The following is a 16,331-nucleotide window of genomic DNA, read 5'->3' as shown; positions in this document are numbered from 1 at the left end:
TATACGCCTTTTGCCAGCAGCTTACATCTACAGTACACTTTTTGCTTGCGTCTTTTTTTGTGAGTATATCCTTTCAATATGTTCCATTGGCAGTTTAATAATAGATAGAATAGAAGTTTTTAGCCCTAATTAATTCGCTAATGCTATATTTATTTTCGATAATAAGCATTAGTCTAAGTGATTCGGATTTTTCTTTATCGGCTTGTTTCTTTAGTCGGTCTGCAAGGCGTTTTAAATACTCCCGGTTGTAGGTTTAGGCAATTTTTGCTTTTTCTGCAACTGTTTGCGATAAACAGATGATTCCGGAAAATAATATTTCCGACCATAAAAGGTGTAGTTTCATTGTAATTAGTTGGTTATATTGGTTTTATAAAATTAAACTTTTTTTAAATATGAATGTTAAACAATTAAAAAAATAATTACATAATGAAGTTTATCTTTGTGAAAAACCAAAGAATGTCAGAAATGCTTAAAATAGGCCATCGCGGTGCAAAAGGGCATATAGCCGAAAACACATTGGCATCATTTGAAAAAGCACTTGATTTGGGTGCTAAGGCAGTGGAGCTGGATGTGCATGTATGCGCTACAGGCGAACTTGTCGTATTCCACGATTTTACGGTGGACAGGACTACCAATGGCAGTGGAGAAGTACATCAACTATCGCTTGCAGAGCTGAAAGCCTTACAAGTGGAAGACCAATATACCATAGCTACACTGGAGGAAGTGTTAGCATTTTTGCAGGGCAGATGTTTTATTAATATAGAAATGAAAGGCAGGCATACAGCAAAGCCTCTTGCCGAGTTATTAGAAAAATATACAGAAGATAAACGTTTTGCATATAACGATATTATAGTTTCCAGCTTTCAGTATGAAGAGTTGAAACAGATGAGCCAACTAAACCCCGATGTGCCTCTTGGCATACTTACCCAGGCCAGTGTGGCACAGGCATGGGAATGGGCTGTGGAGTTTTCGGCAAAAGCCATACACCCGCATTATTCCCTGCTTACCGAAACCAATGTAGAGCATGCCCGCGAGGCAGGATTTAAAATTTATACCTGGACGGTAAACGAACCTGAAGATATAGCCCGCGTGAAAAGTTATGGCGTTGATGGCATTATATCTGATTATCCCGAACGGTTATGAGCAAGAGTTTTGATGTAATAATAGCAGGAGGCGGGGCAGCAGGTTTTTTTACCGCTATTAATATTGCCGAGGCTAACCCCGATATAAAAATTGCCATATTAGAGCGCGGTAAAGAGGTGCTTAGCAAAGTCCGCATATCCGGTGGAGGGCGTTGTAATGTTACTCATGCCTGTTTTATTCCGAATGATTTAGTAAAGTTTTATCCGCGAGGCGAAAAAGAACTGCGAGGACCTTTTAACCGCTTTTGCAGTGGCGATACTATCGAGTGGTTTGAGCGACATGGTGTGGAATTGAAAATAGAAGAAGACGGGCGGATGTTTCCTGTTACAGATAGCTCGCAAACCATTATAGATTGTTTTCAGGAGGCCGTAAAAAAGTTACGAATACAAGTTGTAACAGGGCAGAGTATACAAACTGTTTATAAGGCGAAAGAGCACTGGAAAATAGAAACCCAAAACGAAAATTATGTGTGCGAAACGCTTGTAATGGCTACGGGCAGTAACCCAAAAATGTGGCAAATGATGGAGGAATTAGGGCATACTATAGTGCCGCCTGTACCTTCGTTATTCACTTTTAATATAAAAGACAGCAGGATAAAAGACCTGATGGGAGTTTCGGCACATACATCTGTTAAAGTAAAAGGCAGTAAGCTGGAAGCTTCGGATCCCTTATTAATAACTCATTGGGGGATGAGCGGTCCCGGCATACTGCGCCTTTCGGCTTGGGGAGCGCGGGAGCTTGCCGAAAAAAATTATCAGTTTACTTTACAGGTTAACTGGCTTAATGATGTTACTGTTGACGAGTGTATTGATACTTTGAAAGACTTAAAACAGGAACAGGCTAAAAAGCTTGTGGCTAAAAAATCGCCTTTTGATTTTCCTAACCGATTATGGGAAAATCTTGTTGCTGCTTCCGGAATTAATGATACCATACGATGGGCAGACCTTTCGGGGAAGCAGCTTAATGAGCTTGCCAATCAGTTAGTATGCGGAGAATTTCAGGTAAACGGAAAAAGCACATTTAAAGAAGAGTTTGTTACCGCAGGCGGTATTGAGCTTAAAGAAGTGAATTTTAAAACTATGGAAAGCAAAATCGTCGAAGATTTATACTTTGCGGGCGAAATACTCAATATAGATGCTATTACCGGAGGTTTTAACTTTCAAAATGCCTGGACGGGAGGTTTTATAGTGGCTGAGTCTGTAATTAGCAAAAAATAAAAATTTTAACGCAACTTTTTTGAATTTTTAGCATCTATATCATAAACTAACAAATCAAAAAAAGTGCATTATGAAAAAAATTATTTTATTACTCGGTCTGGCATTGTCTTTCATGGCATGTTCTGACGACTCAGGAAGCCCTCTGCAAAACGAAACACAGAACAAAGTATTACTACTCAAGGTAGATTTGGAAACCAATGTATTTGAAGGCGGTAAAGAACTGGTTTTTCCGGATGCCGATGGTTTTACCCTGACTACTGACTACAATTCGCCAGGCGATTTTGGGGATATAACGTTAAAATACGAACAGGTTAATGATACCATTTTTGCCGGTACTATTGTTTGGAACGGAACGGGACAAATGACCTACCCCGAAGCGCTTAATGGTACTGATGCTTTTGCAACAGTGGCAGAACCTGCTGTTATGCCGACAGCCGAAGATTTTGAGTTGGTAGAGTATGATGAGTATAGTTATTATCCTGAAGAAATAGACTACGATGCTATTTGGGACGCTATTGATAACCTGCAACTTGTAAAAGAATACCGCAAGGAAAACCCTGATGCAAAAGTGAATTTATTTTTATACACTCCGAGTGTAGGAATAGGTAATCCTGCAGAATGGGACTGGTATGTAATATTAAAAAATTAGTTATTTACTAATTGATACGTTTAGGATAGTGTTATATGTTTGAGTCAGCCCCAATATTGGGGCTGCCTTTTTTACAATTCAATTTTAAATGTAAAAATTACTTTGTGTTAAAATAAAATCCCTGACGCAACTGTTTTACATATATAGTATCTATTATATATGGAATGACGAATTAAAAAGATTGCTTATGAAAAATTTAATTTTATTATTGAGTTACTGGATTTACCTTGACTTTAAAGACCTTGCCGCCACAATAAAAAAAATGTATTATAAAAAATGGAAACGCGAGCAAAGTACTATTGCTTAAAACGGACTTGTTTATAAAAACACACGCTACCTGTTTAACCACCATATACACGTATTGAGCACCATTGCAAATGACACCCAAAGCAAGTAGGGGATAAACAGGTAGCCTGCTGTTTTACTTACTTTATTAAACTGTATAAAGGTTTCGTATATCATCAGCCAAAGCAGGGCTATTTCGATAAGTGCCAAGAGCGGGTTGTGCAACCCGAAAAACAAGTACGACCACAATGCGTTTAGCCCAAGCTGTATGGCAAAGAAAGAAAGCCCTTTTTTAACCACCTCTTTTTGGTCGTCAATTTTTGCCCATACCAGTCCTGCCGCAACACCTATCATTACATACAATAAGCCCCACACAGGGGCAAACAACCAGTTGGGTGGATTGAATGACGGTTTTTCTAGAGTAGGATACCACGTTGTTACGCTTTCGCGGGTTACTTCGCCCGACAGGTAGCCTACCGCAACGCAGGTAACTACCATGATAACGATTTTCAGAATACGATGCATTATTTACTTTTTACCAAAATTACTAAACTAAATACTCATGTATTCACAAAAAACTATATTTGCATAAATTTTAAGATATGCTTTCCGAAAAGGTTTTTATCCCTACAGGTTATACTCATACCGCTGATAAAGGAAGTTTTGAATGGAGCGCACCCAGTAACATTGCATTGGTAAAATACTGGGGTAAAAAGGAAAACCAAATCCCTGCAAACCCATCTGTTAGCTTTACACTGAATAACTGTAAGACCATTACAAAACTTGCTTTTGAAAAAAAGGATAACAGCCAAAACTTTTCTTTCGATTTGTTTTTTGAAGGGCAGCCTAAAGAAAGTTTCCGCCCTAAAATCGAAAAGTTTTTAGAGCGAATAGTTATTTACTTGCCTTTTTTGAAAGAGTATCATTTTACGATAGATACCCAAAACACCTTTCCGCACAGTTCCGGTATAGCGTCATCCGCTTCGGGCATGGCAGCGTTGGCTATGAACTTTATGAGCCTCGAAAGGCTGCTTAACCCTGAAATGACCGATGATTATTTTTATAAAAAAGCATCTTTCCTGGCAAGGCTGGGTAGTGGCAGCGCGTGCAGGAGTGTGAAAGGTAATATTGTGGTTTGGGGAGAGCATAATGATTTTTCCGAAAGTTCCAATCTGTACGGGATTACTTTTCCATATATGATACATGAAAACTTTACCAATTATCAAGATACTATTTTACTGGTAGATAAGGGCGAAAAACAGGTTTCCAGCACTGTGGGGCACGATCTTATGCACGGGCATCCGTTTGCACAGCAACGTTTTGCACAGGCACATGATAATTTGTCTAAAATAAAAGAAGCCTTAATCAATGGCGATACGACAACATTTATAGCGGTAGTAGAGAGTGAGGCGCTAACGCTGCATGCCATGATGATGACATCTATGCCCTATTTTATATTGATGAAACCCAACACGCTCGAAATTATAAACAAGATATGGACATACAGGGCAGCTACGGGGATACCGGTTTGTTTTACGCTCGATGCGGGTGCTAATGTGCATGTGCTGTATCCCGAAAATGCAAAAGATAAAGTTTTGGAATTTATTAAGAATGAATTAGTTGCATTCTGTCAAAACAGTCAGTACATTTGCGATATAATCGGAACAGGAGCAACAAAATATTAAATTTTAGTATATCCTGTTTTTTGATTATCTTTAATAAAAATTATCCTCAATGAAAGGACCCTTGTTTTACTCAAAAATACTACTCTTCGGAGAGTACGGAATTATTAAGGATTCCAAAGGATTATCTATTCCGTATAACTTTTATAACGGTGCGCTTAAGAGAGATGTTAACACATCTGAAGAAGCAATAAAATCAAATGCCAATTTAAAACGTTTTGTAAGTTATCTTGAAACATTGCAAAACGAACAACCTGAACTGGTAACTTTTGATCTTAACGCTCTAAATCAGCATATAGAAGAGGGTATGTACTTCGATTCTACCATTCCGCAAGGATATGGGGTAGGCAGTAGCGGTGCGCTTGTGGCCGCTATATACGACCGCTATGCCAATAACAAAATAACAGTTCTTGAAAACCTTACCCGCGAAAAACTGTTGGAGCTTAAAAAGATATTTGCTCAAATGGAATCGTTTTTCCATGGTAAAAGTTCAGGGCTCGACCCGCTTAACAGTTACCTGAGTATTCCTATTCTTATCAACTCGCAGGATAATATAGAGGCTACGGGCATACCAAGCCAGATAGCCGATGGTAAGGGCGCGGTGTTTTTGCTGGATAGTGGTATTGTGGGCGAAACTGCCCCTATGGTATCTATATTTATGGAAAACCTGAAAGAGCAAGGTTTCCGGGATATGCTTAAAAAACAATTTGTAAAATATACCGATGCTTGTGTAGATAACTTTTTGCATGGCGATTTCAAATCATTATTTGCGAATACCAAAAAATTATCTAAAGTTGTGTTGAACAACTTTAAGCCAATGATACCGGAACAGTTCCATGAGCTGTGGCAAAAAGGTATCGAAACGAACGATTACTACCTGAAACTTTGCGGTTCCGGCGGTGGCGGTTACATACTGGGCTTTACCCAAGATATCCAAAAGGCAAAAGAGGCATTAAAAGGGCATAAACTGGAAGTGGTTTATCAGTTTTAAGAGCCTGTGAATAGTATTACCGAAATATTAAATATTTTACTGAAGTCCATTTTTGTGGGCTTCGGTTTTGTTATACCCGTACTTGTTTTAATAAAAACAAAAAGAGAACAGTGGGTTTTGCTAAAAGAAACTTTTATGGTAACAGCTATAAAACTATTGTTGTTTTCGGGTATAATCTATTTTATACTTGCTGCAAAAGACGCTTATTTTTTGTACTTTAACGGGACATCGTATGAGCATTTTAATGTGCAGTATAAAGACTACCTGTTTTACCTGCTTTTTCAGCCATTCATCTACTTATTGTTATCTCAGGTATTCTGGATAAAAAAGTTGCGTACTAATAAGGCTGCTCTTATAACTTTTTCCGTATTACTGCTCATTGTGCCTTCGCAATGGTTGTTCAGTATGGTTACTGCTTTTCATAAGGATTACTTTCCCGGATCTGTATCTGAAAGTATTCTCACTACTGTTTTACAGGTGGCTTTAAATATTGTAGTATTTATTTTTATAAATATTACAATAATGATGACAAAGGGGGAGTTAAAGCATAAAACAAACTAAAACTATGGCATCAAGGAAAACACGATTAACCTTTATGAAGGTGCTAAGCCTGTTTTCTGTAGTGCGTGGCTATAATATTCCCGTTATTGCCTTAGCACAATACCTCTCGGCTATATTTATATTAGATAAAGAGAGCAGGGCTTTGGATGTTATATTGGATATTAATCTGTTTATCATAGTGCTTGCCTCATCGCTAACCATTGCTTCGGGTTATATTATTAATAACTTTTATGATGCCCAGAAAGACCTTATCAATCGCCCTAAAAAATCGATGCTCGACAGGCTGGTAAGCCAGAAAACAAAACTACAGGTTTATTTTTCGCTCAACCTGATAGTAACACTACTCGCTTTTTTAATTTCATGGCGGGCGGTGTTGTTCTTTTCAGCTTATATTTTCCTGATATGGTTTTATTCGCACAAGCTCAAGAAGTATCCGGTTGTAGGCAATCTTACTGCTGCATTCCTTGCCGTACTTCCCTTTTTTGGGATACTCATGTATTTCAAGAATTTTTATGAAGTTATTTTTGCCCATGCTACCTTTTTATACCTGCTTATCCTAACCCGTGAACTGATTAAGGATCTTGAGAACCTTACCGGCGACCTTGCCAACAATTATCGCACAATACCTGTAATGTTTGGCGAAAAAGTTTCTAAACAGATTATTACCCTGCTTACGTTTTTTACGCTCATACCTGTTTATCTGCTTATTGATGTGTATGATGTGGGCTACATGGATATTTACTTTTATACCGGTATGATTGTTATAATATATTTCCTGATACAGCTATGGAAAGCCGAAACCCAACGGCAATATTTGCAATTGCACAATATACTGAAATTGCTTATTGTAACAGGTGTATTTTCCATAGTGCTCATAGAGCCTTCAGTATTAGTACATGGCAGGAAACTATTATCGGTTATTTAATACTATCTTTGCAAAAATTATAATAGCAGATGAGTAACAATAGCAGCAGAGGAAATACCTCAGGCAGAGGAGGTAATGACAGAAAGAAACCGGGAAGACCTAAAGGAACTGGAAGTAACAGCACACGCAGACCGGCGGCAAGTAAACCGCTGCAAGGCAAGAAACCTTTTGTAAAAAAAGAGGCTGCACCCGCACCTAAACCTAAAGCGCCTTCTAATCCTGATGAGTTGCGACTTAATAAATATATTGCCAACTCAGGCATGTGTTCGCGCAGAGATGCCGATATCTATATACAATCAGGAAATGTAAAGGTAAACGGAGAGGTAATAACCGAAATGGGTCATAAAGTAAAGCTTACCGATAAGGTGGAGTTTGACGGGGCTACCATAATGCCCGAAAAGAAAGAATACCTGTTACTGAACAAGCCAAAGAATTTTAGTACGGCAGGGGATGAAGAAAGAGATTTGCGAAATGTTATGGAGCTTGTGCGAAGTGCTACCAAAGCAAAGCTGCAACCCATAGGCAGGATGGATAAAAACACAACCGGGCTTTTGATATTTACTAACGATGCCGATATGATTCGTAAGTTTTCGTTACCAAACCAAAAGTCGTTCAAAATATATCAGGTGTCATTAGACAGAAACCTGAAGTTTGAAGACTTGGAAAAAATGAGTCAGGGTGTAACCCTTGACGGACACCGACTGTTTATAGATGAGGTAAGTTATATTGAGAACGAACCTAAAACAGAAATAGGCATAAAACTCCGCACACAAAATGTAAGAGTAGTGCGCGCTATTTTTGAAAGCTTTAAATATGATGTGATAAAGGTAGATCGCGTTTCCTATGCGGGGCTTACCAAGAAAAATCTGCCACGTGGCAACTGGCGCTTTTTAACCGAACAAGAGGTTATCAACCTAAAAAATATATAACACAAAAAGGGGCTGTATCAAAAGTGCTTAAACAAGCATTTTTGTCATTCTGACGAAGGAAGAATCTCTTGTTTATCAAACAATTGAGATTCTTCACTCCATTGCATTGCGCTCAGAATGACACTTTTGAGACAACTCCTTTTTTTTGGTTTAAGCATTCAAAGCCTCTACCTGAATGTCATTATCATTAAGCATATCTTTCAGCATATTTTCTATACCGCTTTTTAAGGTAAAGGTAGAGGAGGGGCATCCACTGCAAGCTCCTTGCAATATTACCTTTACACGTTTTTCTTTTTCGTCATACGAATCAAAGGCAATGTTGCCTCCATCGCCGGCTACTGCGGGTTTTACATATTCTTCCAGTATATTTATAATACGTTGTGACGTTACATCAAGAGTATCAAAATAAGCCTCTTTCTGCTTTTCAGCTTCAGGTGTTTGCTGTATAAGCGATTCGTCTATTACGGTATTGCCTTCTTCAATAAACTTCTTTATAAATGCTCGTATTTCGGAAGTTATATCATTCCATTCCGCAACGCTGTACTTAGAAACCGAAATGTAATTTTCGTCTATAAAAACTTCTTTTACAAAAGGTAGTTTAAACAGCTCGCGTGCCAGTGGCGAAGCGGCTGTTTCATCAATGTTTTTAAACTCGGCAGGAACTTTGGTAAGCAGCTTGTTATAAACAAATTTCATTACCGCAGGGTTAGGCGTGCTTTCTACATATATAGTTACAGGCAGTTTTTTCTTTACTTCGGTGTCTTCGGTAATTATAATCCCTCCGTTGTTTACAAACTCCTCTATTTGTTCGGCAACATCTTCCTGTACATCCTCCCATTCTACAATGGAGTACTTTTCGATACCTATAAAATTACCCGATATATATACCGATTTTACGAATGGTAAATAGAATAATTGCTTTGCCAAAGGCGAGTTTGCCGTATCGTCAATGTTTTTATATTCATAATTATTTCCCTTAGCAATAAAGTTACTAAACTCAAATTTCACTATTGCAGGGTTTTGCGTAGGGCGTATGTTGATTTTTTCCATGGATATTATTTTTCCACAAAATTAAGCTAAAAAAAATCTAAATCGAAGGTAGGGATATTGTATATTCAGTTGTTATTATAGATAAAAAAGTTATTATTTTTAAAAATTACGAAAGAATTTGTGATTTTTCTGAAATTAACATCTAAAGTGTTGCCGAATATTTATATTTGAGGTTCTGTATATATAACTTTTATTTAATAAAATTTTATTTTTGTATTAAACATTTGTACATTAAAAATTCGCTATATGAAAAAATTACTACTAACACTACTATTGGTTTTGGGAGCAATAGGACTGCGAGCGCAGTCTGAAATTGTTGTTTTCAATACTAATCCGGATTATGAATATACTGCGGGTCAAACCCTTACATTCTCCGTAATGGTAACCAATAATGGTCCTGACCCTGCGCAAAATGTAAATGTCTTTTATCCTATACCCCCAGGTATAGTGATTACCGCCGGCATTACACGCTTTTGGTGGGAAGGTACTAACGGCTCTACAGGTACAAATGTAGCCTTAAACAATACTATTCCTGTATTAGGAGTAAATGAAACGGTTACTTATACCATAAATATAAAAATACCGGGAAGTTTTGGTAATAACAATACCCTTCCTGAAATAGAAGTTACTTACAATACCCAATCAGATATTGAAATAATGATTTCTGATAATCAGGATAATTATATACTGGGAGGTCAGTCTGTTTATGCCATAACTGTAGTAAACAACGGACCTGAAGTAGCATCTGAAATAAATGTATTGAATGCTATTCCATCCGGAATAACATCTTTTTCATGGACAGGAAGTAACGGTAGTTCAGGTACAAACGTCAATCTTTCGAATAGTTTAGAAAACCTGCCCATAGGTCAGGTAGTAACCTATACCGTAACGCTGGATGTACCTGCCTTTTATACAGGGTCACTTACCAGCACAGTAAGTGCCACAGGTTCTTATACAGATCCTAATCCGGCATGTACAACATGTACCGATACAGACTTACCGCCGGTGGCAAATGTGGTAGTGGTAAATACTAACAACCAACAATATTACACTCCGGGTACACAATCTGTTTATACCCTTACAGTAAGTAACGTTGGGCCTCAAACAGCTAATAATATAATAGTAAGTAATGTTATGCCGGCAGGTATAACATCTTTTTCATGGACGGGCGATAATGGTTCATCAGGTACAGGCGATTTATCTGATGTTATCAGTACACTCGCTGTCGGTGAAATAGTAACTTATACTATTACGCTTGATGTACCTGTAGCTTATACAGGCAATCTTGTTAGCGAAGCCTCTGTAACAACAGGCAGTACAGATCCTGACGTTTCTTGTCCGCAATGTACGGATGTTGATACTTCTTCGGTTGTAGCGGATATTGAAACAATAGTTACTAACGGACAAGGAACTTATACCGCAGGTTCAACGCCTGTATATACAGTTACAGTTACAAATAATGGTCCTGCTACGGCAGACAACGTTACAGTAGATGTTGCCATCCCTGCGGGTATAACATCCTTTTCATGGACGGGTGATAATGGTTCATCAGGTACAGATGTAGCTTTGCAGGATGTTATAGCTACTATGGCAGCAGGAGAAAGTGTGGTTTATACCATTACACTTGATGTGCCTGTTGCTTATAACGACCCTTCGTTAACAGTACAAGCTGTTGTAACCAGTAATACGGATGATCCTGATACTGCCTGCGTACAGTGTAGTGACACCGATTACAGCCCGGGAACCGAAGCGGACTTGGTTGTTACAAATACAGATAGCCAGGCTACCTATACAGCAGCGACTGAAGTGATATATCTGGTAACAGTAACTAATAATGGTCCCGCAACAGCACAAAATGTTCATGTGGTATATGATATACCGAATGGAATATCAGAATATTCATGGACAGCAAGTAATGGTGTTGACGGAGACAATGTGCCGCTTGACGTGATAACGCCTACCCTTAACTCAGGGGAGAGTATTATTTATTCAGTTACCCTTGTTGTTCCTGATAGCTTTAGTGGCAATCTTGTAACCGAGGCTGTAGTAACAAGCGATAACGACCCTGATACTTCATGTACAGATTGTACAGATATTGATACCCAAGAACTTTCGGCTGATATTGTTGTGGTTAATACCAATAATCAGGAGGTTTATACCGAAGGAACAACAGCAACATATACCGTTACTGTTACTAATAACGGTCCTACAGAAGCTCAAAACGTGGTGGTACAAAATGCTATCCCTACCGACATAACATCTTTTTCTTGGACAGGAAGCAACGGTTCATCAGGCACAGATGTTGCTTTGGATGATACCATCCCTACACTTGCCGTTGGCGAAACAGTTACCTATACCATCAGCCTTGATGTTCCTGTAGGATATACAGATGTACTGACAAGTGAAACAACAGTTACATCAGACACTACCGATCCTGATACTACTTGTGACGAATGTATTGATACGGATTACAGTGCAACAGCAGATGCCGATCTTTTAATAACAAAAACACTGGCATCAGGCGATACCTACACTGCAGGAGCAGATGCTGTATATACCATAACAGTTACAAACCAAGGACCGGGCGCAGCAACCAATGTTACGGTTCAGGATATAGTTCCTGCCGGACTTACGGCTGCCGATGCAACCTGGTATGGTAATGGTACAACCGGCACCGGCGACCTTAACGATGTGATAGCTACAATGCTGCCTAATACCACAGTAACCTATCAGTTTACTATACCTGTGCCAAGCAACTTTGACCAGACTACTGATATAGTTAATGAAGTAACAGTAACAAGTGATACAACAGACCCTACACCTGATTGCCCTGATTGTACCCATACTGCTACACCAAATCCACAGGCAAATCTTGTTACATTAAAAACAGATGGTCAGGATACATTCATTTTAGGACAAAATGTAGTATATACTATAACAGTTACAAATCCGGGTCCGAGTGATGCCTACAACGTAGTTGTATATGACCCTATCCCGTATGATATTGAAATATTGTTTTGGCAAGGAGAAGGTACCAGTGGCGAGGGAGAACTACTTACCTCAGTACCGGTACTTCCTGCAGGAGAAACATTAGAATATATAGTTACCATTGTTGTGCCTGAGGATTATGATGACACTGTTGATTTAGTAAACACAGTAACAGTAGAAAGTGATACGCCGGATCCTGTGCCAGGATGCACAACGTGTACCGATACTAATGAGCTGGCAGAAGATTTTGTTACTGTAGATAAATATGCTTATACTGTAGAAGAACTGGTAGAAGATATCCTTATAGAAGCAGAATGTGTGGATGTTTCTAACATCACATGGTCGGCAGGAAATATTGGTGGAAACTTTGGTATAGGCTATTTTGAAGGAAATAACTCCAATTTCCCAATACAAGACGGTATCATCTTACGTTGTGGTAATGCCGAGCTTAGTGAAGGAAAATATAATGCACCCGTTACATCATCTGTAGCATCAGGTATAGGGGACGCAGAGCTGTTAGCAGTAAGCCAGGCAAACGGTAATTTTGGTACAATTAATGACGTAACTTACCTACAGTTTAACTTCGTGCCGCTTACGGACACCATGAGTTTTGATTTCCTTTTTGCTTCTAATGAGTACGGTACATACCAGTGTGGATTTAGTGATGTATTTGCATTCCTGCTGACCGATTTAACTGATGGTAGTGTTACCAACGTTAACCTTGCCGTTATACCGGGTACTACTATACCGGTATCAGTAACCAACATTAGGAACTCATTATATAATGCCGGTTGCCCTTCGGCAAATGTTACTTACTTTGGTCAGTACAACCCTGCAAACCCTGCAAACTCAGCTATTAATATGTTGGGACAAACAGTAGTAATGACAGCATCATCAGATGTTGTTGCAGGACATACCTATAAAATAAAACTGGCAATAGGCGATTATAACGATACTGCTTTTGACTCTGCCGTATTTATTGCAGCAGGTAGTTTTGATATCGGTCAGCCGGAGTTACCTGAAGATTTAACACTCGTTAGCGGAACAGCACTTTGCGAAGGCGATGAATATGAACTAAGTGTAGCTTCAGAAAATCCAAACTTTATATACCAATGGCAGTACGAAGGAGAAACCATCCTTGATGATGAGAATAACCCTGTAGATGCAACTTCTATTACAGTTACAGAAGCCGGAAGATATACAGTGTTGGCATCTTTCGTTTCAGATCCTGATTGCCAGCTTACAGACGAAATATTAGTAGAAGTAATACCTGAAGTGGAATACAATGAACCGGCAGACCTATTATTCTTTTCTAACGGTATAGACCCTGTCTTGTTTGACCTTACAGAAAATGACGAACTGGTACTTAGTGGAGTGCCAAACTCAGAATTCTACTACATGCAATATTTTGACTCTCCTGAAGGATTAGGTACAGACGAAGCCATAGCCATATTTCCTCCGTATGAATATCCGGGTACAGATGGTCAAACCATATATGCCACAATAAACAATGATGCAAGTTACTGTGTTACTATAACCTCTTTCGAGCTTTATGTACTTACACAACCACAGGACATATTTTTGTGTAAAGCAGCACCGCACGACTCACAGGAAACATTTAACCTTGTAGCGGAAAACAGTAACATACTAAGTACATTATTAGACCCTGCCGAATATACAGTTACTTATCACGAAACCCTTATAGGAGCACAAGACGGAAGCGAGTTTATTGCCGATCCTTCAAACTATACTACAACTCCGATAAATTTTGTAAATAACACACAAACACTATATGTAAGGGTTCAGGATAACAATGATCCTGATGCATTTGCCATAACACCATTCGATATTATAGTGTCGTTCATGCCTACTATGGTAGATTTGGAACCAGTTTCTATTTGTGAATTAGAAGATCCTGATGATATAGCTACTTTCGACCTAACAGATCAGGTAACCGAAATAACAAATGCATCGCCAAATCTTGATTTGTTAATTACAATGCACCCAACACAAGCGGATGCGGAAGCAAATGTTAACCCGCTCACTTATCCTATATACGATACAGATGAAACTCAAAACCAAACAGTTTATTTCAGGGTAATACAAGATAACGCTCCGGATCAAACCTGTATTACATACATCCCGTTAGAGCTTATAGTAAATCCCGCTCCAACGCCTGTTAATCCCGGCAATATACAATTATGTGATACCGATAATAGTGGCGATCAACTATTTGACTTAACATCTTTAGACGGTGCTGTTCTTGACGGATCAGACCCTAATGATTATATAGTAGATTATTATTTAACACTTGAAAACGCGGAAGATGATGCAAACGAAATCACCAATCCGGAAACCTACATTGCTGCTACAGGAACAACAACACTATATGTGCGTTTAACCAATGCCCTTAACCCTGAATGTTACGGTATTACCTCTTTTGATATTACCATAACCCCGACACCTGTAGTTGAAGTTCCCGCGGACGCATCTGCCTGTGCAGCAGACGATTACATACTTCCGTTATTACCTGTGGGTAACTACTATACAGGTTCTGGCGGTACCGGAACAATGTTGTCCGAAGGAAGCGTTATAACAAGTACTCAAGTAATATATGTATATGCCGAATCAGGTACTATACCAAATAACTGTACTGATGAAGGCAGTTTTACAGTAACAATATTCCAAGAACCCGCAGTCCCTTCTATTTCGGACTACGAGCAATGCGACTACACCGGTAATACGGGAGAAGAAGAATTCGATCTGACCACCAAAGACCAGGAAGTCACCCAAGGCGATCCCGATGTAATAGCCCAGTACTACCCAACCCAGGAAGACGCCCAGGCAGACACCAACCCCATCACCAATCCGGGCACCTACACCAACAGCGGCACCCCCCAAACCATTTGGGCCGCCGCCATCAACACCTTCGGATGCCGCAGCGTGAGCAGCTTCAATCTCATCGTTCACCCACTACCCGAAACCAACCCCGCCCTGGAGCCCTTCTACGCCTGTGAAGAAATCCCCGGCGAAGGTCAGTTCGACACCATTGAGATAGACGCCCAGATCACCCTTGGCGCCTCCGGATACACCATCAGCTACTACGACAACCCAACCTCAGCCCAAGCCGGCTCAGACGACTATATCACCACCCCGTTCACCGCGCCCACAAGCACCATCTATGCCCGTGTAGCCGATGAACTAACCGGATGCTACACCATCGTACCCGTAGAACTCCAAGTCATCCCGGCACCCATAGCCCCCGAGCAAGCCCCGCTGGAAGAATGCGACTTCAACAACGACAACGTAGCCACCTTCAACCTTGACCCCGTACTGCAAAACATCAGCAATACCCTGGGCAATGTCAATGTCACCATCCACGAAACCCAGGACGACGCCACCTACTCGGCCAACCCCATACCCAACACCGGCAACTACACCAACGTAGAAGCCCTGAGCAGTAACGGCATCCAAACCCTGTACATCCGCGTACAATCCACCCAAACCCAGTGTTTCGATATCGTTACCCTGCAACTCATCGTACACCCCGTACCCGTAGCCGCCATACCCCAGGACTACGCCCTGTGCGATAACGGCACCAACGATACCGACGGCATCGCCACCTTCGACCTTACAACAAAAGACGAAGAAGTACTCAATGGCATGAATCCCGCACAATACAGCGTAAGCTACTACCAAACCATGGCAAGTGCCCAACTGGGACTCACCCCGATAAACACCCCGGCCAACTACAGCAGCCCCAGCGCCACTATCTACGTACGCGTAACCAACAACGCCACCGGCTGTTACGACATCGTGCCGCTGGAACTCATTGTCAACCCGCTGCCCGTAGTCAACAACCCCGCACCCTACACCCTGTGCGACATCAACAACCCGGGCGATGAACAAGA

At 40.1% G+C, this 16,331-nt stretch carries 11 protein-coding genes; 9 read left to right on the top strand and 2 right to left on the bottom strand.

What is annotated here, in order from left to right:
• Positions 1-426 precede the first annotated feature (426 nt).
• The 3 genes from E0W68_RS13355 to E0W68_RS13345 all read left to right on the top strand — a co-directional run bounded on the left by E0W68_RS13355 (position 427) and on the right by E0W68_RS13345 (position 3,009).
• Positions 427-1,143: a glycerophosphodiester phosphodiesterase gene (locus E0W68_RS13355; RefSeq protein ID WP_225990366.1), complete on the top strand. Its 717-nt coding sequence runs from the start codon at positions 427-429 to the stop codon at positions 1,141-1,143.
• Positions 1,140-2,360, top strand: coding sequence for a BaiN/RdsA family NAD(P)/FAD-dependent oxidoreductase (locus E0W68_RS13350; protein WP_135219944.1), 1,221 nt, complete (start codon positions 1,140-1,142; stop codon positions 2,358-2,360). Before E0W68_RS13355 ends, E0W68_RS13350 begins: the two co-directional genes overlap by 4 nt.
• A 70-nt stretch (positions 2,361-2,430) precedes the next feature.
• On the top strand, positions 2,431-3,009 hold the full coding sequence (locus E0W68_RS13345) for a hypothetical protein (RefSeq protein ID WP_135219943.1): 579 nt from the start codon (positions 2,431-2,433) through the stop codon (positions 3,007-3,009).
• Between the two features lie 333 nt (positions 3,010-3,342).
• Here E0W68_RS13345 and E0W68_RS13340 read toward each other — a convergent pair whose 3' ends face one another.
• Positions 3,343-3,819 (bottom strand): TspO/MBR family protein, encoded by a 477-nt coding sequence (locus E0W68_RS13340; protein WP_135219942.1) that lies wholly within the window; start codon positions 3,817-3,819, stop codon positions 3,343-3,345.
• Between the two features lie 77 nt (positions 3,820-3,896).
• On the opposite strand from E0W68_RS13340, the gene E0W68_RS13335 reads away from it, so the two are divergent.
• The 5 genes from E0W68_RS13335 to E0W68_RS13315 all read left to right on the top strand — a co-directional run bounded on the left by E0W68_RS13335 (position 3,897) and on the right by E0W68_RS13315 (position 8,382).
• Positions 3,897-4,979, top strand: a complete 1,083-nt coding sequence (locus E0W68_RS13335) for a diphosphomevalonate/mevalonate 3,5-bisphosphate decarboxylase family protein (RefSeq protein ID WP_135219941.1) — start codon at positions 3,897-3,899, stop codon at positions 4,977-4,979.
• Positions 4,980-5,028: 49 nt separating this feature from the next.
• Positions 5,029-5,967, top strand: coding sequence for a mevalonate kinase family protein (locus tag E0W68_RS13330; RefSeq protein ID WP_135219940.1), 939 nt, complete (start codon positions 5,029-5,031; stop codon positions 5,965-5,967).
• Positions 5,968-6,102: 135 nt separating this feature from the next.
• Positions 6,103-6,528, top strand: a complete 426-nt coding sequence (locus tag E0W68_RS13325) for a hypothetical protein (RefSeq protein WP_135219939.1) — start codon at positions 6,103-6,105, stop codon at positions 6,526-6,528.
• A 4-nt stretch (positions 6,529-6,532) separates the two neighbouring features.
• Positions 6,533-7,453, top strand: a complete 921-nt coding sequence (locus E0W68_RS13320) for a geranylgeranylglycerol-phosphate geranylgeranyltransferase (RefSeq protein ID WP_135219938.1) — start codon at positions 6,533-6,535, stop codon at positions 7,451-7,453.
• Between the two features lie 29 nt (positions 7,454-7,482).
• Entirely contained in the window at positions 7,483-8,382 is a 900-nt protein-coding gene (locus tag E0W68_RS13315) for a pseudouridine synthase (RefSeq protein WP_135219937.1), read from the top strand.
• A gap of 150 nt (positions 8,383-8,532) precedes the next feature.
• On the opposite strand, the gene E0W68_RS13310 is transcribed toward E0W68_RS13315, so the two are convergent.
• Positions 8,533-9,432, bottom strand: a complete 900-nt coding sequence (locus E0W68_RS13310) for a NifU family protein (RefSeq protein ID WP_135219936.1) — start codon at positions 9,430-9,432, stop codon at positions 8,533-8,535.
• Positions 9,433-9,678: 246 nt separating this feature from the next.
• Between E0W68_RS13310 and E0W68_RS13305 the strand changes: the two genes are divergently transcribed.
• The coding region (locus tag E0W68_RS13305) for a choice-of-anchor L domain-containing protein (RefSeq protein ID WP_135219935.1) at positions 9,679-16,331 on the top strand (6,653 nt) is incomplete at its 3' end.

Origin of the sequence: Flavobacterium salilacus subsp. salilacus, assembly GCF_004634195.1 — a bacterium.
GTDB lineage: Bacteria > Bacteroidota > Bacteroidia > Flavobacteriales > Flavobacteriaceae > Flavobacterium > Flavobacterium salilacus.
The sequence above is the reverse complement of the archived record's forward strand: the minus strand, read 5'-3'. Positions and strand labels throughout refer to the sequence as shown.